This is a genomic window from Flavobacterium sp. RHBU_3, from assembly GCF_046613565.1.
Lineage (GTDB): Bacteria > Bacteroidota > Bacteroidia > Flavobacteriales > Flavobacteriaceae > Flavobacterium.
Genome location: NZ_JBKJHC010000001.1, coordinates 193,445 through 215,712 on the forward strand (window position 1 = coordinate 193,445; position 22,268 = coordinate 215,712).

Annotated in this window: 19 protein-coding genes and 1 tRNA gene; 14 read left to right on the forward strand and 6 right to left on the reverse strand. The window is 42.8% G+C overall.

Features of this window, described 5'->3' with window-relative positions:
* Positions 1–274 precede the first annotated feature (274 nt).
* The gene (locus tag ACLI1A_RS00885) at positions 275–964 is read left to right on the forward strand and encodes a murein L,D-transpeptidase catalytic domain family protein (RefSeq protein WP_411405108.1); all 690 of its coding nucleotides are present in this window, start codon (positions 275–277) and stop codon (positions 962–964) included.
* Here ACLI1A_RS00885 and ACLI1A_RS00890 read toward each other — a convergent pair.
* Positions 947–2,542, reverse strand: a complete 1,596-nt coding sequence (locus tag ACLI1A_RS00890; protein ID WP_411405110.1) for a L,D-transpeptidase family protein — start codon at positions 2,540–2,542, stop codon at positions 947–949. The two genes, ACLI1A_RS00885 and ACLI1A_RS00890, sit on opposite strands and share 18 nt — an antisense overlap.
* Before the next feature lie 434 nt (positions 2,543–2,976).
* On the opposite strand from ACLI1A_RS00890, the gene ACLI1A_RS00895 reads away from it, so the two are divergent.
* The 3 genes from ACLI1A_RS00895 to ACLI1A_RS00905 all read left to right on the forward strand — a co-directional run bounded on the left by ACLI1A_RS00895 (position 2,977) and on the right by ACLI1A_RS00905 (position 3,934).
* Positions 2,977–3,052, forward strand: a tRNA-Gly gene (locus ACLI1A_RS00895).
* 74 nt (positions 3,053–3,126) lie between these two features.
* Positions 3,127–3,291: a hypothetical protein gene (locus tag ACLI1A_RS00900; protein WP_411405112.1), complete on the forward strand. Its 165-nt coding sequence runs from the start codon at positions 3,127–3,129 to the stop codon at positions 3,289–3,291.
* Positions 3,292–3,340: 49 nt separating this feature from the next.
* Positions 3,341–3,934, forward strand: a complete 594-nt coding sequence (locus ACLI1A_RS00905; RefSeq protein WP_411405114.1) for a hypothetical protein — start codon at positions 3,341–3,343, stop codon at positions 3,932–3,934.
* On the opposite strand, the gene ACLI1A_RS00910 is transcribed toward ACLI1A_RS00905, so the two are convergent.
* From ACLI1A_RS00910 to rplU, 4 genes are all read right to left on the reverse strand, one after another.
* Positions 3,924–4,886 (reverse strand): polysaccharide deacetylase family protein, encoded by a 963-nt coding sequence (locus ACLI1A_RS00910; RefSeq protein WP_411405116.1) that lies wholly within the window; start codon positions 4,884–4,886, stop codon positions 3,924–3,926. The two genes, ACLI1A_RS00905 and ACLI1A_RS00910, sit on opposite strands and share 11 nt — an antisense overlap.
* Positions 4,887–4,942: 56 nt before the next feature.
* Positions 4,943–5,605: a hypothetical protein gene (locus ACLI1A_RS00915; protein WP_411405118.1), complete on the reverse strand. Its 663-nt coding sequence runs from the start codon at positions 5,603–5,605 to the stop codon at positions 4,943–4,945.
* Between the two features lie 146 nt (positions 5,606–5,751).
* A complete protein-coding gene (gene rpmA, locus ACLI1A_RS00920; RefSeq protein WP_411405120.1) occupies positions 5,752–6,012 on the reverse strand; it encodes a 50S ribosomal protein L27 in 261 nt (86 codons plus the stop codon).
* Between the two features lie 72 nt (positions 6,013–6,084).
* Positions 6,085–6,396, reverse strand: a complete 312-nt coding sequence (rplU, locus tag ACLI1A_RS00925) for a 50S ribosomal protein L21 (protein WP_411405122.1) — start codon at positions 6,394–6,396, stop codon at positions 6,085–6,087.
* Positions 6,397–6,595: 199 nt separating this feature from the next.
* On the opposite strand from rplU, the gene ACLI1A_RS00930 reads away from it, so the two are divergent.
* Together ACLI1A_RS00930 and ACLI1A_RS00935 are read left to right on the forward strand one after the other, a co-directional pair.
* Positions 6,596–7,921: a M16 family metallopeptidase gene (locus tag ACLI1A_RS00930; protein WP_411405124.1), complete on the forward strand. Its 1,326-nt coding sequence runs from the start codon at positions 6,596–6,598 to the stop codon at positions 7,919–7,921.
* A gap of 27 nt (positions 7,922–7,948) precedes the next feature.
* Positions 7,949–9,994 (forward strand): M16 family metallopeptidase, encoded by a 2,046-nt coding sequence (locus ACLI1A_RS00935; RefSeq protein WP_411405126.1) that lies wholly within the window; start codon positions 7,949–7,951, stop codon positions 9,992–9,994.
* A 74-nt stretch (positions 9,995–10,068) separates the two neighbouring features.
* Here the strand turns inward: ACLI1A_RS00935 and ACLI1A_RS00940 are convergent, their stop codons facing one another.
* Complete coding sequence (locus ACLI1A_RS00940) at positions 10,069–10,455, reverse strand: SPOR domain-containing protein (RefSeq protein ID WP_411405128.1); 387 nt, start codon at positions 10,453–10,455, stop codon at positions 10,069–10,071.
* Between the two features lie 213 nt (positions 10,456–10,668).
* On the opposite strand from ACLI1A_RS00940, the gene ACLI1A_RS00945 reads away from it, so the two are divergent.
* The 8 genes from ACLI1A_RS00945 to ACLI1A_RS00980 are packed head-to-tail and all read left to right on the forward strand — an operon-like array spanning position 10,669 to position 22,240.
* Positions 10,669–12,003 carry a c-type cytochrome gene (locus tag ACLI1A_RS00945; RefSeq protein WP_411405130.1) on the forward strand — a complete coding sequence of 445 codons (1,335 nt, stop codon included), beginning with the start codon at positions 10,669–10,671 and terminating at the stop codon, positions 12,001–12,003.
* Between the two features lie 35 nt (positions 12,004–12,038).
* Complete coding sequence (locus tag ACLI1A_RS00950) at positions 12,039–15,089, forward strand: TAT-variant-translocated molybdopterin oxidoreductase (RefSeq protein ID WP_411405132.1); 3,051 nt, start codon at positions 12,039–12,041, stop codon at positions 15,087–15,089.
* 41 nt (positions 15,090–15,130) lie between these two features.
* Complete coding sequence (nrfD, locus tag ACLI1A_RS00955; RefSeq protein ID WP_411405134.1) at positions 15,131–16,555, forward strand: NrfD/PsrC family molybdoenzyme membrane anchor subunit; 1,425 nt, start codon at positions 15,131–15,133, stop codon at positions 16,553–16,555.
* Between the two features lie 5 nt (positions 16,556–16,560).
* The gene (locus tag ACLI1A_RS00960) at positions 16,561–17,085 is read left to right on the forward strand and encodes a DUF3341 domain-containing protein (protein WP_411405136.1); all 525 of its coding nucleotides are present in this window, start codon (positions 16,561–16,563) and stop codon (positions 17,083–17,085) included.
* Between the two features lie 10 nt (positions 17,086–17,095).
* Complete coding sequence (locus ACLI1A_RS00965; protein WP_411405138.1) at positions 17,096–17,635, forward strand: c-type cytochrome; 540 nt, start codon at positions 17,096–17,098, stop codon at positions 17,633–17,635.
* A gap of 29 nt (positions 17,636–17,664) precedes the next feature.
* Positions 17,665–19,173, forward strand: a complete 1,509-nt coding sequence (locus ACLI1A_RS00970; protein WP_411405140.1) for a quinol:cytochrome C oxidoreductase — start codon at positions 17,665–17,667, stop codon at positions 19,171–19,173.
* A 19-nt stretch (positions 19,174–19,192) separates the two neighbouring features.
* Positions 19,193–20,392 carry a cytochrome c oxidase subunit II gene (locus tag ACLI1A_RS00975; protein WP_411405142.1) on the forward strand — a complete coding sequence of 400 codons (1,200 nt, stop codon included), beginning with the start codon at positions 19,193–19,195 and terminating at the stop codon, positions 20,390–20,392.
* A 39-nt stretch (positions 20,393–20,431) separates the two neighbouring features.
* Positions 20,432–22,240 (forward strand): cbb3-type cytochrome c oxidase subunit I, encoded by a 1,809-nt coding sequence (locus ACLI1A_RS00980; RefSeq protein ID WP_411405144.1) that lies wholly within the window; start codon positions 20,432–20,434, stop codon positions 22,238–22,240.
* Positions 22,241–22,268: the final 28 nt, after the last annotated feature.

Below are 22,268 nucleotides of genomic sequence, written 5' to 3' on the forward strand. Positions count from 1 at the left end.
ACAAATAATGCGCGTTAAAGTTACTGTTTTTAAACCAAAATCTGTTTACCTAAGATTAAACTTTAATACTTGTCATAAAAAAATGTTAACCCATTAACAATAAATGGCATTGTACTTGCGTTAGGATTATCCAATGAAGAAGGAAGGGCACAGGATACGAATCCCTGCCAAATGGAAATGTTAAATTATTGATTTTAACATCGTTGTGTTTGGATATTAAATTATTCTTAACGTATTTAGCGGCGAGGTTAAATAAAATGAGAGGAGAGTTCTAATGGTTTACAATTTTTTTACGTCTGTACTGTTTTTATTCAGTTCTTTTAACGGCCCTGCGCCAAAAACAGAAACACCCGTTGCCGAAACGGTAACCCATCTTACTGAAACAGAATTGTTGTATAACTCAATCAACGCACATTCTGAATCAATGCCCGCCTTTGACTGCTTCCAGAAAGCAATAGAAGGATATAATTTGCTAAAAGAAGAAGGCAAGATTAAAAAAGACCTGCTTACGGTTATCGATTTTACTCAATCATCAAACACAAAAAGGCTTTGGATTATAGATATGGACACCCGCACGGTGCTGTACAATAGTCTTGTGGCGCATGGGCGCAACAGCGGAGACGAATTTGCCAGCACATTTAGCAATGCGGACAGTTCATACAAAAGCAGCCTTGGTTTTTATCTTACCGGCGAAATTTACAGTGGTAAGCACGGACAATCATTAAAACTTGACGGCCTGGAAAACGGCCTTAACAGCAATGCCCGTGGCAGGGGAGTGGTAATGCATGCTGCCGACTATGTGAGCGATGCTTTTATAAGGGCACACCACAGACTGGGCCGCAGCCAGGGATGCCCTGCAATACCTGAAGAAATTACTGCACAGGTGATAAACCTGATTAAAGGCAAATCGTGCCTGTTTATTTATCACCCAAGCTACGATAAAGTATCAAAGATCTTGTCTTAGTTTTTTATATAGCGTTTTATCGAGGCTGTAAATATCATCACGAAACTGCAGCCCATCCTTATCCATCCATGCTGTCCAGTATAACTGGTGTACCTGGATGGATTTTTTTATGTACACATTTTTGGTTTCGCCTTCGGTGGTAACCTGGTCTATTTCACTCCGTGTCCATTTTTTGTTTTGGTTGCCCAGTACATATTCTGCCAGTTTTAGCGGGTCTTCCACGCGCACGCAACCGCTGCTTAGGGCGCGGTAATGGTAGGCAAAAAGGTCGCGGTGATTGGTGTCGTGCAGGTACACGCTGTACTTGCTGTTAAAGTTAAACTTAACCAATCCCAGTGAGTTGTTATAGCCCGGCGCCTGCACGTAACGGTAGTTGTTGTATTTTGCTGGATTCCAGTCTTCAGCAGAAATTACATTGGTATCCTTGTAAATGGTCATGTTGTGGCTGGCAAAGTAATCCCTGTTTTTTGTGGCGGCAGGGGTAAGGTCTTCCTTAATAATGGTAGGAGGTACTGTCCAGGTTGGGTTTAGCACCACGGCATTTATAGCCGATTGCAGTACCGGGGTGGCGCGTTCGGGTTTCCCTACTACTACATTATAGGTTTGTACGGTGTCTTTGCCGTTTTCTACCACCGCCATTTTATAATCGGGGATGTTTATAAGCAATGCCTTGTTTCCAAAATCATACGCATACCACCTCCAGCGTTCCAGGTTGGCTATTACCTGCTCGCGGCGTTTGTCACGGCTTATATTTAGGGCTGTGGCGGTGCGCTGGTTTACCGTTCCGGTAATAGATAGCCCGTGCCTTCTCTGAAAACGCCTTACGGCTTTGGCTGTAGCCTTGTCATAGGTATTGGTAATACTGTCTGTTTTAAGGTCGCCCCAGTATTGCAGGCGTTGTTTTATAATGCACACCGTTGCCGATGAATCTTTCTTTTTTATGGTGGCTGTCCATGCTATTTTGGGCAGGTCTTTGTCGCTGGGTAGTTCGTTAAGGTTGGCCAGGCTGCTGCGCAGGCTTTGGTATATGGCGTGGCGCGGACGGCAGCGGTTTATGGCGTCGTTAATATTGTGGTTTTCCAGTGCTTCGGTAAGGAGTTTTACAGCATCAAAAGGCTTATCGGGCAACGACCAGTTGGCATACACATCGGCAGGGCGCAGTTTGCCTTTAAAAAGGTGGGTAGATGCTTTTATAAACGCTTCGGTAAGCATTATGTCATAACGCCTGGCTTCGTCTTCTGTTATCGACTGTAGTTTTTCAAAATCTTTCAGGTAGCCCAGGTTGTAGTCATTAGGGGTTAGCCCATCTGCTTCCAGGTTGGCTATTTCGTTTTGCAGGGCAATACGGTTCTTGGCATCCGTCCATACGGTAGTATTATTGTGTAGGGTATAAAACGACTGTACTTCCTCGGCTGATGCTTTCAAAGTGCTCTCGGCCAAAGGCAGTGCGGTGTTTTTAAGATAAGCGGTGTTTTCGGGTTTGTCCTGGGGCAGCATATCTGTCCTTCCCATGTTGTGGCAGGATGTAATAGTAGCAAACAGCAACAGTATTCCTGCTATATAGGCAGAATTCTTCATAGTTCACAATGATTGGTTATACATTGAAATACTATGGCATTACCGCTGGGCCCGGTTGGTGGTACAGAGTGCTCCGCGAGCAGGCTTATCGTTTGGCCGGGTTTCCGTGGCACGGCCACATAAATTTCTTAATAAAGATAAGAAAACCGAATTGTAAACTATTAAAAATCAGTGTTTATTTTTTGTTATATTCTTAAATAAGTAGGTCGGTTTTGAGCATCTCGTAATTCGGTGATGCAAAAGGCCTGTGTTTACTGGTAAAGCACGCCGGTGTGGGAGATGATTTTCCTTTCAGATAATTTATTTTGCGGTGGTATATTGGTTAACAGTTTAGAAATAAATTGGTTAAAATAAGATGTGATTTATTTCTGTAATTTTTTTGCAAAAACACTTGCACGGGCTCGAAAATATTGCATATATTTGCACTCACAAAAGCGGAAGTAGCTCAGTTGGTAGAGCTCCAGCCTTCCAAGCTGGTTGTCGCGAGTTCGAGCCTCGTCTTCCGCTCCACGCAAAGCCTGATACAAATAGTGTCAGGCTTTTTTATTTTTACTACCTTAGGGGTTGTCTATAAACCATCAATTATGAAATCAAACGACTTTGTGTTTATTATTGTCCTGGTAGGGGTGTGCCTGTTAGCGGGCTGGATAGCTAATCTTGTTTTTAACCTGATGATTTACCTGCCGGCTGTTATTTGTGCAGTTCTCGGGTATTTTGTGGGGTATTACCGCGGAACCAGGAAAAAATAACCGAACTTCCTTATATTTGGTTCAAACAGAATCAATGTCAATTATTACAATGAAAAAACTTTTGCTTATTGCGCTGGCTGCGGCAGCGACGTCTTGTGCGCTGGGGCCGCGAATTGTGTATGGTGCAAACCGTAACCTGACTTTTGATACCCGTGAAGAAGTGGCGACGTTTTATGAAAAGAAAAACGACCTGAACCCTGATGATCTTTACTTTTTTGAGAGTACGAACGATTACTTAACCGTACTTTCTGATACGGTGCGTATGGCAACACCTCCATATTACGGCATTGCATTGGGTAACGATAAAATGGTAGATGAGGGTAGAGATACCTCTACGAGCTGTATCGGGGTTTCGGCGGTGTATATGGCCGCGTATGACCCAAAGGCTGCTACGGTGGCAAATCCTTTTAAGGGTAAAGTACTGCGCAATATAAAAGGAGAGCAGCTGGTGTTTTCTGAGGCGGAGCCTACCGTGGTACTCACCGGGCATTCTAACTTTGGGAGGATGCTAAAAAGCGATATGAAATATTATAAAGAAACCGCTGCGGCTGCCGGAAAAACGTTTCGTTATGTAGTGGTGTCTCTCGATGTACCACGTTCGGATTACCCGAAACAAAAGCAGGGTAAGTGGTCTATTCCTTAAACTCGTCTTCTACGGTTTCGCGTAAATCATATAAAAGCCATTGGTTCGCCATGGCTTTTTCTTTTTCGGTATGCAGCAGGGTTATAAAATCCTTTACGCCTACGGGTTCATTTCCGTTTCCGTGAATGAGTACTATGGTTCCGTTTGTTGCCTGTTGCCCTTTTGCCAGCCATGCATCGCTGCCTATGGGTATTAGTCCGAAATCTGTAACCGTGGTTACGGCTTTGTTATCAGATACCAGTCCCGGAAACCTAAAGAATACAGATGGTGTAAGTCCGTGCTGCAACAGGGCGATTTCTATGCCCAGTATTTCAAAGCTGATGTCTGTGCCGGGTTTCAGGATAAAGTTTTCGGTAAGTGGAGCCTTTGGGTCGTAATGGTGGTTATAGGTGTGGTTAATCCAGGTAATTTTTATTTTGCCCTGTTTTTCCAAATCCTTCAGCCAAAGGATGTCGTCGGTGTGGGTAAGCATAAAACGCCCGGTTATAGAGAGCGCTATGGGTACAGGTTGTAATGTTTTGCTAAACTCTTCTATGAGTGTGGTGAAAATTACCCTATCCAGCTTTTTGTGCGACGGGCACAGGTCTATGGTGAGGGTAATGCCGTGCTCTTTAGGGTAACCGTGTATAAGCCCGGCATCCTGTAGGGAAAACGACTGGTTTTCGGCTGTGGCCAGTGCTTTTGTATAAGGTGTGTCTATAAACTGCGCTTTTAGTTGCGTAAGCGGGGTAGGGGTGATTTTAATCTCTTTTGCCGAAATTATACCGGTGTTTAGGGTTTTCAGGTCGGTATAGAGGAAGCTGGGGGTGTTGTTGTATGTAAAGCTGCGGGTGATAATTACAGTTTCTCCTTTATAAATACCACTGCCAAAAAACGTTTTGTAGTTGCTTACCGTGTTTTGGGCAAGAGCTAAAAACGGAAATAGTAATAATAGTATGCGAAGCGCTTTCATGACTCCTGTGTTTGCGTTACTAAAATTAGCAAAAACAAACTTAGGGGTGGCTTAAATTAATACTCTTGTGTAAGGGTTTTTATTTCGCAGAGTAAACCGGTGTAATAATCCGGATTTGGTGCTAATGTAGTTTTGTTTTGTATGGTTATGTTTTGTAAATCTCCCTGATAGTGTAGCTGTTTTTCGGAGTGATAGCCCATAAGAATGTAGAAGTTGCACTCGGCGCAGGGTAAATCGGAGACGCGTTTTAGTATTATAAAGAGTCTGTTAGTGGTTAGTTGTAGTGTGCTTAGGTCTACTGTTGCTGATGGCTCCGACTTTCTGCCGGCGGGTAATTTTACAAGTAGGGGTGTGTTGTTTATTGCTTTTCCTATTTTGTTGTCTGTAACTTCATGCAGGGTAACTTCATAAGTGGTGCTTTCTACTTTTGAGGTTGGTAGCATGCCTGTTTTGGTTGTCATGCTCATCCACATAAAGTGTAGTGTTATGTTTTGTAGTGTGCCATAAGGTAGTCCTTCTATAAGATATGCCTGTTGTAGCGCTGTCTTAAAAAAACCGTTTCCGGTTTCTTGCTTTCCCTTTCCTTGTTTTACGGTAACAACCTTGGGCTTTTTGTTGCTGATTTTTACTTCCTGTAAAGAGATGGTGTCTTTAAAGTTTTCCTGGCTGTGTAGTTTTATTGATGATATTGTAAAAAGGAATAAAAATAAGTAACGCATGGTTTGTGTTGGTTTTACGGTTGTAATAACGTGTTGGTGTTAGAGTTATTGTTTGTAAAACGGGTGAAATAAAAAAAGCGATAAGAAATTCTTATCGCCTTTTTTATATAGGGGTTGCATTTAACCAATGCAACTACATGTAAGTCTTAAGCTTCAAATGGAACTATCGATACATAAGATTTGTTGTCTTTCTTCTTTTGGAATTTAACAACACCGTCCACTTTCGCGTGTAGCGTGTGGTCTTTGCCCATGTATACGTTTTCACCAGGGTTGTGCTTAGAACCTCTCTGCCTGATAATGATATTACCGGCAATGGCAGCCTGACCGCCAAAAATCTTAACGCCTAGACGTTTCGATTCTGATTCCCTACCGTTCTTAGAACTACCGACACCTTTCTTGTGAGCCATGATGTTTTGGGTTTAAAATTGTTAGTAATTAATCCTGCGCTTTCAGCAGTGTTTGTTTTTAAAAATTTAAGATTACTTAACGATAGCAGTGATTTCTATCTGAGTAAGAGACTGGCGGTGACCATTCTTTACTTTGTAACCTTTCCTTCTTTTCTTTTTGAAAACAATAACTTTGTCTCCTTTAACGTGCTGAAGCACTTTGGCTTCTACTGAAGCACCTTCTATAGCCGGGGCGCCGATGGTAACGTTTGTGCCGTCTGAAAGAAGAAGAACTTTTGCGAATTTAACCGCGTCGCCTTCGTTGCCTTCAAGACGGTGTACGAACACCTTCTGGTCTTTGCTAACTTTAAATTGCTGCCCTGCTATCTCTACGATTGCGTACATAACAATATGGTTTAAATAATAATTTTCAAGGGTGCAAATATACAACTTATTATTTATCAGTCAACCACAGGCTGAAAAAAATACGGTTTTATCGTAAATCTTCTGTTGCTTAACGTAAAAGGATAAAAAAATTTAGTTTTCTGTAACATTTTGCCGAACTTGCATACCTATAAACCTGAATTAATAATCAACGTTTTTTATGAAAAAATCCGTAATGGCTTTAGGTTCGCTTTTGTTGCTTGGCGCTTCTGCTTATGCACAGAAAGTGGAGTTTGAAGAGTATAACCTGGACAACGGGCTGCACGTAATACTGCAGCAAGACAAGAGTGCGCCGGTGGTGGTTACTTCGGTAATGTACCACGTGGGTGCTAAAGACGAGAACCCGGAAAGGACCGGTTTTGCCCACTTTTTTGAGCACCTTCTTTTTGAAGGAACTGAAAACATTAAAAGGGGGGAGTGGTTTAAGATTGTAACTGCTAATGGCGGTAACAACAATGCTAACACTACCGAAGACCGTACTTATTACTACGAAGTGTTCCCTTCAAACAATACCGAGCTTGGCCTTTGGATGGAATCTGAGCGTATGTGGCACCCGGTAATCAACCAGATTGGTGTTGATACACAAAACGAGGTGGTAAAAGAAGAAAAACGCCTTCGTTATGACAACAGCCCTTACGGACAACTTATTCCGCAGGTAAAAAAGAACCTGTTTAAAGTACATCCGTACCGCTGGACAACCATCGGTTCTATGGAGCACCTTGATGCTGCAAAGCTGAGCGAGTTCCAGGATTTCTTTAAAAAATTCTACATCCCGAACAATGCGGTGCTTGTAGTGGCCGGTGACTTTGATAAAGCACAGGTAAAAGAGTGGATAAACAAATATTTTGCCCACATACCTAAGGGTACTCCTATTAGTCGTACAAAAGCACAGGAGGCTCCTATCACTGAAACCATCAATGCTACATTTGAAGACCCGAACATTCAGTTGCCAATGGTTGTGGCTGCATACCGTACCCCGGATATGACAACCCGCGAAGCCCGTGCACTGGATATGCTTAGCTCTGTACTTAGCGGTGGTAAAAGTTCTAGGATGTACAAGAAGATTGTAGACCAGGATAAAAAAGCCCTGCAGGTAGCTGCGTTTAACTACAGCCAGGAAGACTACGGTTCATACATTATATATGGTATACCTCAGGCGCCACACACCAGCGAAGAAATTATTGCTGATGTAGATGCTGAGATAAAAAGGGTGCAAACCGAGCTTATTTCTGAAAAAGAATACCAAAAACTTCAGAATGAGTTTGATAACCAGTATGTAAACAGCAATACAAGTGCTGAAGGTGTGGCCAGCAACCTTGCTACATTCTACCTGCTGTACGGTGATGCTAACCTTATTAATACTGAGATAGAAATCTACCGCAAAATTACACGTGAGGAAATAAGGGAAGTGGCTAAGAAATACCTTAACCCTAACCAGCGCCTTATCCTTAACTATGTTCCTGCTAAAGATAAAGCACAAAACTAAGCATACCTATATTATATATAAGACATCATGAAAAAAGTTATATACCTGTTAGCCGGACTTGTTTTTTCGGTTTCGGCGCTTCAGGCACAACAGGTGCCTATGCCTAAAGCAGGCCCGACTCCTACGGTAAACGTAGGTCAGCCCCAAACATTTACCCTAAAGAACGGACTTAAGGTGCTTGTTGTGGAAAACCACAAGCTACCAAGGGTTTCTTACTCACTTACTATAGACAACGCTCCTTATGCCGAAGGTGCTAAGAAAGGTGTTAGCGATATGCTAAGTGCTGTAATAGGTGAGGGTACAAAAACTATAAGCAAAGACAAGTTTAACGAAGAAATTGACTACCTGGGTGCAAACATCAACTTCTGGGCAAGCGGTGCTTCTGCAAGCGGTCTTTCTAAATACAACGACCGTATCCTGGAACTTATGGCAGACGGTGCGCTAAACCCACTGTTTACTCAGGAAGAATTTGATAAGCAAAGGACTAAAGCCATTGAAGGTCTTAAGAGTGAAGAGAAAAACGTTAAGGCGGTTGCCGGCCGTGTGCAGGGTGCGCTTATTTACGGTATATCGCATCCAAGCGGAGAGTATGTTACAGAGGCTTCTCTTAACAGTGTTACTCTTGAAGATGTAAAAGAAAACTACGCTACTTACTTTGTGCCGGGTAATGCTTACCTTGTAGTAGTAGGTGATGTGAAGTTTAAAAACGTGAAAAAACAGGTTACTAAACTGTTTGGTTCATGGGTGGGCGATAAAGCTCCGAGCGTAAGCTACAGCGACCCTACTGATGTGCAGTTTACACAGGTTAACTTTGTAGATATGCCAAATGCAGTACAGAGCGAAATTGCTGTGGCAAATGTTACTAATCTTAAAATGACCGATAAGGAGTATTTTGCAACACTACTTGCTAACCAAATCCTTGGTGGCGGTGGCGAAGGCAGGTTGTTCCTTAACCTTCGTGAGGCTCACGGCTGGACGTATGGTGCTTACTCATCTGTAAGTGGTAACAAATATGTAGGTAACTTTGATGCTTCTACTTCTGTGCGTAACGTTGTTACAGATAGTTCTGTTGTAGAGCTTATGAACGAGATTAAGAAAATAAGGACTGATCTTGTTACTCCTGAAGAACTTTCTGTAGCTAAGGCAAAATACATAGGCAGCTTTGTAATGCAGGTTGAAAAACCGGGTACTGTAGCACGCTATGCGCTACTTACACAAACACAAGGTCTTCCTGAAGATTTCTACAAAAACTACATTAAGAACATAGAGGCTGTTACTGCTGAGGATATCCGTGCTGCTGCCCAGAAGTATTTCTCTGCAGACAGGGCTCGTATTATCATTGTAGGTAAAGCTGCTGATGTGCTTCCGGGTCTTGAAAAACGCGGTATTCCTATCCAGTACTTTGATAAGTGGGGTAAAAAGGCAGAAAAGCCGGTGCTTAGCAAGCCTATTCCTGCCGGTGTAACTGCTAAAACTGTACTTGATGGTTACATTAAGGCTGTAGGTGGCGAAAAGGCTCTTAAGGCTGTTAAAACGCTTTCTACTAAAGCTACTGCTTCTGTGCAGGGTACTGCCCTTGAGCTTACTACTAAAGTAAGTGCAGACCATAAGCAGTTTGTAGAAATGAAAGTTATGGGCATGAGCATGATGAAGCAGGTAGTAAACGACAAGTCGGGCTATATGTCTCAGCAAGGCCAGAAAATGGATATAACAGGAGATGAGCTAAAAGACATGCAGGCAAGTGCTGTGCCGTTTGAAGAGCTTGGGTTCCTTACTAATAAAGATGTGAAGCTTACCTCTATAGAGCAGGTAAACGGTGCCGATGCTTACGTTGTTAAGAAAGGCGAAACCAGCTATCTTTATGATGTAAAAACAGGTTATAAAGTAGCAGAGATCCATGTAGAAGGCGAAGGTGCTGAGAAAAGGACTCAAACTACGTATTACTCTGATTACAAAGACGTAAAAGGAATTAAGGTTCCGTTTAAAGTGCTTATGAACGTTGGTTTTGATCTTGACCTTACTGTGGGTGAAGTTAAAATAAACGAAGGTGTTACACCGGCTGATTTCCAGTAATTCATTTCGCTTATATACAGTAAAAGGCTGCCTGCGGGCAGCCTTTTCTTTTATCTGTTAAGCCGAAAAAAAGATTATTTATTAGGCTTTATTATTAGTGCGGTAGGGTACTTTTTACGAAAGTCGACAAGGCTTTTTTCGGCTTCAATTTTAGATTTGTAGCTTCCTACCCATACTTTGTAGTTAGGGCTTTCAAACACTATAGTGCCGTCTGTGGTTTTAAATTCGCGTTTAAAATCCTGTAGTGCTTTGCGGGCTTTATCGCTTGTTCCGTAAAAAATCTGGATCTTGTAACGGTCATTAACCGTTATTGAAGCATTGATTTTGCGTTTTTCGTTCAGTAATTCCTCAAAGCGGCTATCCTGTTGTACCGATACGCTATTTTGTGCATTAGCTTTTGTGCTGAAGAATCCTGATAAAATCAGCGCGGAAAAAACATATTTATATGTTAAAAATCTCATAATGAACTATCTTTATGGCAAATGTACAATTATTATTTCTAAAGGGTTTCTTAAAGGTTATTTAGAATAATTATAAATTGCCCAATAACCTTTGTTTAGGGTTTGAGAATATGACATAAGTCGTATTTTTGTGGGAGTTTTTGAAAAAAGTATAGTTTATAGCAATTATACATTGTAAAAATCGTACCAAACTTGTCGATAATCATTACTAATATGAAAAAAGTGGGTAACCATTCTCCGATTTCAAGAATTTTAATGTTCTTCCTGGCGTTCTCGCTAACTTTTTCTCTTTCTACATTTGCCCAAGATGCGGCTGCGGCTCCTGCTGCTGCCCCGGCTGAAGCTGCTGCGGCTCCTGCTGCCGGCGCCGGTGATCCTGCAAAAGGTAAAGAGTTGTTCAACGCGAATTGTGCCGCCTGTCATAAACTTGACGCTGCCTCTACAGGTCCTGCCTTAAGGGGTGTTGCTGATAAGCACGATAGGGCGTGGATCTATAAATGGGTTCACAACAGTAGCGATCTAATCAAATCAGGTGATGCTGAGGCGGTTAAGCTTTTTGCTGACAATGATAAGAAAGTGATGACTGCTTTCCCGCAACTTAGCGAGGCAGACATTGATAACATAATGGCGTTTACGTCGCAGCCAAAAGAAGAAGTTGCTGTTCCAGCGGGTGCTGCTGCTGCTCAAGGTGGTGGTGCTGAAGGTGGTGCTTCTCAGGTGGTTATCCTGGGTGCGCTTATCCTTGTGCTTGCGGTGCTTATCATCATGCTTTTGCTGGTAAACAAGACGCTTAAGAAAGTGGCTGCTGCTAACGGTATTGCTGTAGAAAAAGAGGCTTCGGTATCTGTATGGCAGGCTTACGTTAAAAATCAGTTCCTTGTATTGGTTACTGTAATCCTTCTTATTCTTTCTTCGTCTTACTTCCTTTATGGATGGTTAATGCAGGTGGGTGTAGATCAGGGTTACCAGCCGGTACAGCCTATCCACTTCTCTCATAAAATACACGCCGGTGATAACGGTATCGACTGTAAGTACTGTCACTCTTCTGCAAGGGTAAGTAAAACTTCGGGTATACCATCACTTAACGTGTGTATGAACTGTCACAAAAACATTTCTGAATTCGCAGGCGATAAAGATTCTATCTACGATCGTTCTAAAGAATTCTATACTGCTGAAATTCAAAAGATATACGATGCTGTAGGTTGGGATAAATCTGCTCAGAAATACACAGGTAAACAAAAGCCGGTGAAATGGGTAAGGATACATAACCTTCCAGACTTTGTGTACTTCAACCACTCTCAGCACGTTTCTGTTGCTGGTGTTGAGTGTCAGAAGTGTCACGGACCGGTTGAAACATTTGAAGTGATGAAACAGCATGCTCCGCTAACCATGGGTTGGTGTGTTAACTGCCACCGCGAAACAGAGGTTAAGGTAGAAGGCAATGAGTACTATGAAAAAATCCACGATGAACTTGCTAAGAAATACGGCGTTCAGAAGCTTACTGCTGCCAATATGGGTGGTACTGAGTGTGGTAAATGTCACTATTAATCAATTTTACTAAGAAGCAAATATCTATATACAACATGGCATCAAACAAAAAATACTGGCAAAGTGTTGAGGAGCTGAAAGAAGGCTCTATTGTTGAGGCGCTAAGAAACAACGAGTTTGTTGAAGAAATTCCTACGGATGAGTTTCTTGGCGACAAGGAGACTTTGTCAAATTCATCTACAAGCCGTCGTGACTTTTTGAAATATGTGGGCTTTACAACTGCAGCTGCTACGCTTGCAGCGTGTGAAGGTCCGGTTGTTAAATCAATCCCTTACGTAGTGCAACCAGAGGAAATCATTCCTGGTGTTGCAGATTACTATGCTACTACTATAGCTGACGGTTTTGATTTTGCTAACGTACTTATTAAAACCCGCGAAGGTCGTCCTATCGGTGTGGTAAAAAATACACTTGCAGGTTCTAAGATAGGTCCTAATGCAAGGGTTTATGCTTCGGTACTTTCTCTATACGACAGCCTTAGGCTTAAGCAGCCGCAAATAGCGGGCAAACCTGCTTCGTGGGCTGAAGTAGATACTAAAGTTAAAGCTGCTCTTTCTGCTGCAGCTGCAAACGGAGGTAAAGTTGTAGTGCTTAGTGGTACTACAGCAAGTCCGTCTACAGATAAAATAGTTGCTGAATTTGGTGCTAAATATGCCGGATTTAAGCATGTTATATATGATGCTGTTTCTTCGTCTGAAGCACTTGATGCTTACCAGGCGGTGTACGGCCAAAGGGCTCTTGCTGAATACGATCTTGCTAAGGCAGACGTAATTGTATCAGTAGGTGCTGATTTCCTAGGCGACTGGCAAGGTGGTGGATACGAATCGGGTTATACAACTAACCGTATCCCTAAAAACGGTAAAATGTCTAAGCACATTCAGTTTGAGTCTAACATGACACTTACTGGTGCTAATGCAGATAAGCGTGTTGCTATCTCAGTAACACAACAAAAATATGCTCTTGTAGCGCTTTACAATGCTATAGTAGGTGGTAGTGCATCTGCTGCGCTTGATAAAGCTGCTGCTGCCGAAGTGGCTAAAGCTGCACAACAGCTTAAGGCTGCCGGTGCAAAAGGTGTGGTGCTTACCGGCCTTGACGATGTTAATGCTCAGCTTCTTGTAATAGCTATTAACAATGCACTTCAGTCAGCTGCGTTTAACCCTGCTGCGCCACGTTACATCCGTAAAGGTGATGCTAAAGCGGTAGCGCAACTGGTAAGCGATCTTAAAGCCGGTGCTGTAGATGTGCTTATCATGAACAATGTAAACCCTGTGTATTCACTACCAAACGGTGCTGATTTTGCAGAGGGTCTTAAAAAGACAAAACTTTCTGTTTCTTTCACGCTTAGGGAAGATGAAACCGCTGAAGTAACTTCGGTTGCTGCTCCGGCACCTCACTACCTTGAGTCTTGGGGAGACGTAGAAATATCTAAAGGCAGCTATGCTATTACTCAGCCTACAATCCGTCCGCTGTTTAATACGCGCCAGTTCCAGGATGCGCTTCTTGCCTGGAGTGGTAACCCTGCTTCTTACTACGATTATATAAAAACTGTTGCTCCTGCTTACGGTGCCGGTAAAACCTGGAACCAACTGGTTCATGACGGTGTTGCCGAAACTCCGGTTGTGGGTACGGTTGCTGCAGGTGCTGCTAACTTTGCAGGTGCTGCAAGCACGCTTGCTGCTGCTAAACCGGCGGGTGCTTTTGAACTTGTGCTTTATACCAAAACCGGTATGGGTGACGGCCAAATGGCAAACAACCCTTGGCTGCAAGAATTCCCGGATCCTATCTCTAGGGCATCATGGGATAACTATGTAACCGTTTCTAAAGCGGATGCTGCTAAACTTGAACTTGAAAACTGGAACGTAGCTAACGGTGGCCTTAACGGTAGTGTGGCTACTCTTACAGTTGCAGGTAAGAAAATAGAGGTTCCGGTACTTATACAGCCGGGCCAGGCAAACGGTACTTTGGGTCTTGCTCTTGGTTACGGCCGCAAAGCAGGTCTTAAAGAGGAGATGGCTGTTGGTGTTAATGCTTATGCAGTATACAATAACCTAAACTCTCTGCAAGGTGCTGAGCTTGCTAAATCAGAAGGTGAGCATGAGTTTGCCTGCGTACAGCTTCAGCGTACGCTAATGGGTAGGGGAGATATCGTTAAAGAAACTACTCTTGCTGACTTTAATGTTAAAGATGCTGCTGAGTGGAATGAAATGCCACAGGTGTCTTATGACCATAAAGAGGTTCCTGCTGCTTCAATAGACCTTTGGGAGTCGTTTGACAGGACTACAGGCCACCACTTTAACCTTTCAATAGATCTTAACGCGTGTACAGGTTGTGGCGCTTGTGTTATAGCTTGTCATGCTGAAAATAACGTGCCTGTAGTAGGTAAGTCTGAAATAAGGAGAAGCCGCGATATGCACTGGTTGCGTATAGACAGGTACTACTCATCTGAGGCTACTTTTGCAGGTGATGTTGAGAAGAAAGAGGCTGCTCACGGCCTAATGAACTCAATAGATACATTTAACGCTATGGAAGATCCGTCTGAGAACCCTCAGGTAGTATTCCAGCCGGTAATGTGTCAGCACTGTAACCACGCTCCATGTGAGACTGTATGTCCGGTAGCTGCTACTTCACACGGTCGCCAGGGCCAAAACCATATGGCTTACAACCGTTGTGTGGGTACTCGTTACTGTGCTAACAACTGTCCTTACAAAGTGCGTCGTTTCAACTGGTTCCTGTATAACAAGAACACAGATTTCGACTATCATATGAATGATGACCTTGGCCGTATGGTACTTAACCCGGATGTTAACGTACGTAGCCGTGGTGTAATGGAAAAATGTTCAATGTGTATGCAGATGACACAGGCTACTATACTTAAGGCTAAACGTGAAGGAAGGCCGGTAAACACGAATGAGTTCCAAACGGCTTGTTCTGAGGCTTGTGGTAGCGGTGCTATGGTATTTGGCGATGTTAACAACGCTGAAGACGATATCGTAAGGCTTAAAGAAAGCGACAGGGCTTACCACCTTCTTGGCCACATCGGTACACAGCCAAATGTGTTCTATCATGTTAAGGTAAGGAACACATAGTAGTTTAAAAGTATATTAATAGAAACAAACATAAAAATATTATGTCGTCTCATTACGAAGCACCCATTAGAAAACCCTTAATTATAGGTGACAAAAATTATCACGATGTAACTGTGGACGTTGCTAAGCCGGTAGAGGGCAGGGCAAATAAGCAATGGTGGATCGTTTTCTCGATCTCTCTTGCGGCCTTCCTTTGGGGTGTAGCGTGTGTTGCTTATACGGTAGGTACCGGTATTGGTACATGGGGATCAAATAAAACAGTAGGCTGGGCATGGGATATTACCAACTTTGTATGGTGGGTAGGTATCGGTCACGCCGGAACGCTTATCTCGGCGGTACTTCTTTTGTTCCGCCAAAAGTGGAGGATGGCCATCAACAGGTCGGCCGAAGCGATGACAATCTTCTCGGTAGTACAGGCAGCTATGTTCCCTGTATTCCACATGGGTCGTCCTTGGCTTGCTTATTTTGTAATGCCTATACCAAACCAGTTTGGTTCGCTTTGGGTTAACTTTAACTCACCACTCCTTTGGGACGTGTTTGCGATTTCAACCTATCTTTCTGTATCGCTTGTTTTCTGGTGGACAGGCCTTCTGCCTGACTTCGCAATGCTTCGCGACAGGGCTATTACACCATTCACAAAAAGAGTTTATTCAATACTAAGCTTCGGATGGAGCGGACGTGCTAAAGACTGGCAGCGTTTTGAAGAGGTTTCTCTTGTACTTGCAGGTTTGGCTACGCCACTGGTACTTTCGGTACACACCATTGTATCGTTTGACTTTGCTACCTCGGTTATCCCGGGCTGGCACACTACCATCCTTCCTCCGTACTTCGTAGCGGGTGCTATCTTCTCAGGATTTGCAATGGTAAACACACTTCTTATCATCATGAGGAAAGTGTCTAACCTGGAAGCTTATATTACTATACAACACATAGAGCTAATGAACATTATTGTAATGATTACAGGTTCTATTGTAGGTTGTGCTTATATTACTGAGCTTTTCATTGCCTGGTATTCGGGTGTAGAATATGAACAATATGCATTCCTTAACAGGGCTACGGGTCCTTACTGGTGGTCATATTGGTTAATGATGACTTGTAACGTAATTTCTCCGCAGGTAATGTGGGTTAAAAAAATCCGTACAAGTATCTTCGCTTCGTTTGTTATCTCTATCATAGTAAACATAGGTATGTGGTTTGAGCGTTTCGTAATCATCGTTACATCACTTCACAGGGATTACCTTCCATCTTCATGGACTATGTTTAGCCCTACATTTGTAGACGCTGGTTTCTATATAGGTACTATCGGTTTCTTCTTTGTACTATTCCTTCTTTATTCTAGGAGCTTCCCTGTAATTGCACAGGCAGAGGTTAAGTCTATCATGAAGACTTCAAGCGAAAAATACAAGAAACTACACGCAGAACACGCACACGACGATCATTCACATTCAGAACATAATCATCACTAAGAATCATGAGCAATAAAGTATTACACGTATTGTACAATGACGATGATATCCTAATGGACGCGGTAAAGAAAACCCGCGCTGCTCATCATCACATTGAAGAAGTATTTACGCCATTCCCGGTGCACGGACTAGATAAAGCACTTGGTCTTGCCCCTACGAGGTTAGCTATATGCGCATTCTTATATGGTTTAGTGGGATTATCTGTAGCTACATCTATGATGTACTATATTATGATTGTAGACTGGCCTCAGGATATTGGTGGTAAACCAAGTTTTACATATTACCAAAACATGCCTGCATTTGTGCCGGTAATGTTTGAGATGACTGTATTCTTTGCGGCTCACTTAATGGTAATCACTTTTTACATGAGGAGTAAACTATGGCCTTTTAAAGAGGCTGAAAACCCTGATGTACGTACTACAGACGACCATTTCCTTATGGAAGTGCCGGTTCACGGTGATGAGGCTGCGTTAGTATCTTTCTTTGAAGGCACAGGCGCTGTTGAAATTAAAGTAATTGATAAGCACTAAGAAAAGAAGTATGAAAGCATTATATAAAATAGCATTTGTGGTTTCTGCCTCTGCAGCGCTTACCTCATGCTTTAATAAAAACGAGCCTAACTACCAGTATATGCCAAATATGTACGAGTCTGTAGGTTATGAAACGTATTCAGAGTCTAAAGCTTTTAATAACGGTAAAGAAGGTCAGCTTCCTGCCACAGGTTCTATACCAAGGGGTTTCACTCCGTATGAGTTGCCTAATACCGAAGAAGGTTACAACGCATCTAAGGCAAATGTTTCGCCTATAGCTGCTGCTGACTATGATGAGGATAAAGCAAAAGAGCTGTTTACTGTTTACTGTGCTATATGCCACGGTGATAAAGGAGACGGTAAAGGGAACCTTGCAAAAAGGGAAAAGTTTTCGGGTGTGCCTAACTACAAAGACAGGGAGATTACCGAAGGAAGCGTTTTCCACGTAGAAACATACGGACGTAACATGATGGGTAGCCATGCTAACCAGCTTAACACTAAAGAGCGTTGGTTAGTGGCACGTTATGTTATGAAACTTAAGAGTGAATAATAATTTGTAGAACACTGAAAGCATAAAATATGTACACATTTTCTAGTAAATTAAAAACGTTGGCCTTTGTACTGATGGTGTTAGGCGCCCTTGGTATAGGTTACAGTTTTTTTACTGCACCAAAATCAGTAGAGGAGGTTGAGAAGATCATCGCTGCTGAGCATGCTCACGGTGGCCATGAGGCTGAGCATCATGAAGAGGCTGCTGCTGCACCTGCACACCATGAGGAAGCTGCTACGGCTGTTGCCGAAGTTGCTCATGATACTGCTGTTGCCGAGCACGATTCTGTAGCTACTGATACTGCTGTTGCTGTTGCTGCTCCTGCTGAGCATGAAACTGCTGAGGCGGCTCCTGCGCACGAAGCTCATGAAGCTCATGCCGAGGTAGCACATGAAGGCCACGAAGGTCATGCAGACGCACATGCTGAACACAAAGAGCACGTTGAGCACGTTTTCCACCAACTTCAAAATAAGCCTTGGGCTGCAGTATACATTGGTCTGCTGTTCTTCCTGCTTATTTCTGTAGGTGTACTTGCTTTCTACGCAATACAAAATGCCGCACAGGCCGGTTGGTCGCCTGTACTGTTCAGGGTGATGGAAGGTATTACTTCTTACCTTATCCCTGGTGCTGTTATTCTTGTTTTATTCCTTGCCCTTGGCGTATTTGGTTACCACAAGTTATTCATCTGGATGGATGAAACTGTTGTAGCTCACGACCACATTATGCAAGGTAAAGCAGGCTACCTTAACGGTCCTTTCTTCCTTATAAGGGCTGTTGTATTCCTTGGTGGCTGGATTATCTACCGTCAGTACTCTCGCAAGCAGTCTCTTGCCCAGGATGAAGCTACTGATAACATCCCTTACAAAAAATCATTTAAAGCTGCTGCAGCGTTCCTTGCATTCTTTATAGTAACAGAGTCTATCTCTTCATGGGACTGGATTATGTCTGTAGACCCACACTGGTACAGCACACTATTTGGCTGGTATGTGTTTGCAAGTTTCTTTGTAAGCGGTATTACTACTATTGCACTTATTACTCTTTACCTTAAATCTAAAGGTTACCTGGAGTATGTAAATACAAGCCACATCCATGACCTTGCTAAATTTATGTTCGGTATCAGCGTATTCTGGACATACCTTTGGTTCTCTCAGTTCATGCTAATGTGGTATGCTGATATACCGGAAGAGGTTGTGTACTTTAAAATGAGGATTGATAACTATACACTACCGTTCTTTGGTATGCTGGTTATGAACTTCATCTTCCCGGTACTTATCCTTGTTAATACCGACTTTAAACGTCTTTCTTGGATCATCGTTATGGCTGGTATTGTTATCCTGTGCGGTCACTATATTGACTTCTTCAACATGATTATGCCTGCTACAGTAGGAGATCAGTGGTTCATTGGTGCCGGTGAGGTAGGTTCTGTATTGTTCTTCCTTGGATTATTTATCCTTGTAGTATTTACAGCCCTTACTAAAGTTCCGTTACTTGCTAAGCGTAACCCGCTTATTGAAGAAAGTAAGCATTTCCATTATTAATATTTAAAGAAATAAACAGATGACAAGTTTATTGATTCTAATTGTAGTAGTTTTATTGGGTGTTGCTATCTGGCAACTGACCAAGATATTCCATCTTACTCAGGTGGGTGCAGGCAGGCCTGAAGAGGATTCTGTTGTAGCTACCGACACAGATAACAAAATACACGGTTACCTGATGTTTGCGTTTGTTGGGTTTATCTATCTGTTTACTATTTTCTCTATGTGGAAATGGGGTCATGTGGTGCTGGGTACTCCGGCGTCTGTACACGGGCCGCAATATGACAATCTGATGAACATCTCTATGGTGCTTATCTTTGTTGTACAAATCATTACACAGTTCCTGCTTCACTACTTTGCCTTTAAATATAAAGGTAAACAAGGGCAGGTTGCCCTATACTTCTCAGACAGCAACAAGCTTGAGGCTATCTGGACATTTATTCCGGTAGTAGTACTTGCAGGTCTTATCCTTTACGGACTATATGCGTGGACTAACATCATGTTTATTGACGAAGAGGCTAAAGAAGATGCTATATATGTAGAAGTTTATGCAAAACAGTTTAACTGGGAAGTGCGTTATGCCGGTAAAGACGGTAAGCTTGGAAAAGCTAACGTAAGGTATATAGCCGGTGTAAACAGTATGGGTGTAGACATGAGCGATGCTAATGCTCAGGACGATATACAGGCAAGTGAGCTTCACCTTCCAAAAGGTAAGCAAATCATCTTCAAGTTCCGTTCTCAGGATGTACTTCACTCTGCTTATATGCCTCACTTCAGGGCTCAGATGAACGTTGTGCCTGGTATGGTTACCCAGTTTGGTTTTGTACCTACTATTACTACCGAAGAAATGCGTCAGGATCCACTGATCATGAAAAAAGTAGACCATATTAACGAGATACGCACTAAGAAGAGCCAGGAGCTTGCCGCTGAAGGCAAACCTGCACTGGAGCCTTATGCTTTTGATTACCTGTTACTTTGTAATAAAATCTGTGGTGCTTCACACTTTAACATGCAAATGAAAATTGTTGTTGAGGATGAAGCTGACTTTAACAAATGGCTAAGCGAAAAAGAAACGATAGGCCAGGCTGTTAAAAAAGAAAAAGAAGGTGCTGCCGCTCCTGCCGCTACTGAAGTTGCAGCTGCCCCTGCTGATTCTGCTATAGTAAAAACAGACAGCGCAGCCACTAAAGCTGATACTGCTAAAGTAGCCCACGGTAAATAATTATTAATTTTGTTTCAAAACATATCAAAATAAAGAAATATGTCAGCAGCAGGACACGAGATTCACGCTCATGATGAGCACGGACACGATCACGGTCATCACCACAAAGAAACCTTCATTACGAAGTACATCTTCAGTCTTGACCACAAGATGATCGCTAAACAATACCTTATTACAGGTGTGTTTATGGGTATCATCGGTATCATTATGTCCCTACTATTCCGTATGCAAATAGCATGGCCTGAAGAATCTTTCACTGTATTTAAAGTTCTTCTTGGAGATAAATTTGCTCCAAATGGCGTAATGCGAAACGATATTTACCTTGCATTGGTTACCATTCACGGTACCATCATGGTATTCTTTGTACTAACTGCCGGTCTAAGCGGTACTTTTAGTAACCTTCTTATTCCGTTGCAAATTGGTGCACGCGATATGGCGTCTGGATTTATGAACATGGTTTCTTACTGGTTGTTCTTCCTTTCTGCTGTTATCATGGTTATTTCACTTTTTGTAGAATCAGGACCAGCATCGGCCGGTTGGACAATCTATCCACCGCTATCTGCCCTTCCTCAGGCTATCCCTGGTTCGGGTATGGGTATGACGCTTTGGCTTGTATCTATGGCTATCTTCATCGCTTCATCGCTTATGGGATCGCTAAACTACGTGGTAACCGTTATCAACCTAAGAACAAAAGGTATGTCTATGACAAGGCTTCCACTTACTGTATGGGCCCTTTTCATTACTGCTGTAATTGGTATCGTATCATTCCCTGTACTTCTTTCTGCAGCACTACTGCTTATATTTGACAGGAGCTTCGGTACTTCATTCTACCTTTCTGATATTTACATTGCTGGTGATGTACTACACTACCAGGGTGGTTCTCCGGTACTGTTTGAGCACCTTTTCTGGTTCCTTGGTCACCCGGAAGTTTACATCGTAATCCTTCCTGCAATGGGTCTTGTATCTGAAATTATGACATCAAATGCCCGTAAGCCTATCTTCGGTTACCGTGCAATGATCATCTCAATACTTGCTATTGCATTCCTTTCAACTATCGTTTGGGGTCACCACATGTTCGTATCAGGTATGAATCCGTTCCTTGGTTCGGTGTTTACTTTTACAACACTTCTTATTGCTATACCTTCAGCGGTTAAGGCGTTTAACTGGATTACCACTCTTTGGAAAGGTAACCTGCAAATGAACCCTGCAATGCTGTTCTCTATAGGTTTCGTATCTACATTCATCACAGGTGGTCTTACAGGTATCATCCTTGGTGACAGTACGCTAGACATCAACGTTCACGATACTTACTTTGTGGTAGCTCACTTCCACCTTGTAATGGGTATCTCTGCGCTGTATGGTATGTTTGCCGGTATTTACCACTGGTATCCAAAACTATTCGGACGCATGATGAACAAAACTCTTGGTTACATCCACTTCTGGGTAACTGCCGTGTGTGCTTACGGTGTGTTCTTCCCAATGCACTTTATAGGTATGGCAGGTCTTCCTCGTCGTTACTACACTAACTCTGCATTCCCTCTGTTTGATGACCTTGCTGATATCAACGTTATCATTACAATGTTTGCTCTTATCGGTGCTGCATTCCAGTTGGCGTTCCTTTGGAACTTCTTCTACAGCATCTTCAAAGGTAAACGTGCTACACAAAACCCTTGGAAAGCTAACACACTTGAGTGGACTACTCCGGTTGAGCACATCCATGGTAACTGGCCTGGTGAAATACCTGAGGTATACCGTTGGCCTTATGACTACAGCAAGCCTGGTCATGACGAAGATTACGTTCCTCAAACCGTGCCAATGAAGCCGGGCGAAGAGCAACTTCACCACTAAGATTTTAAACAGTTTTAGAATATAAGCG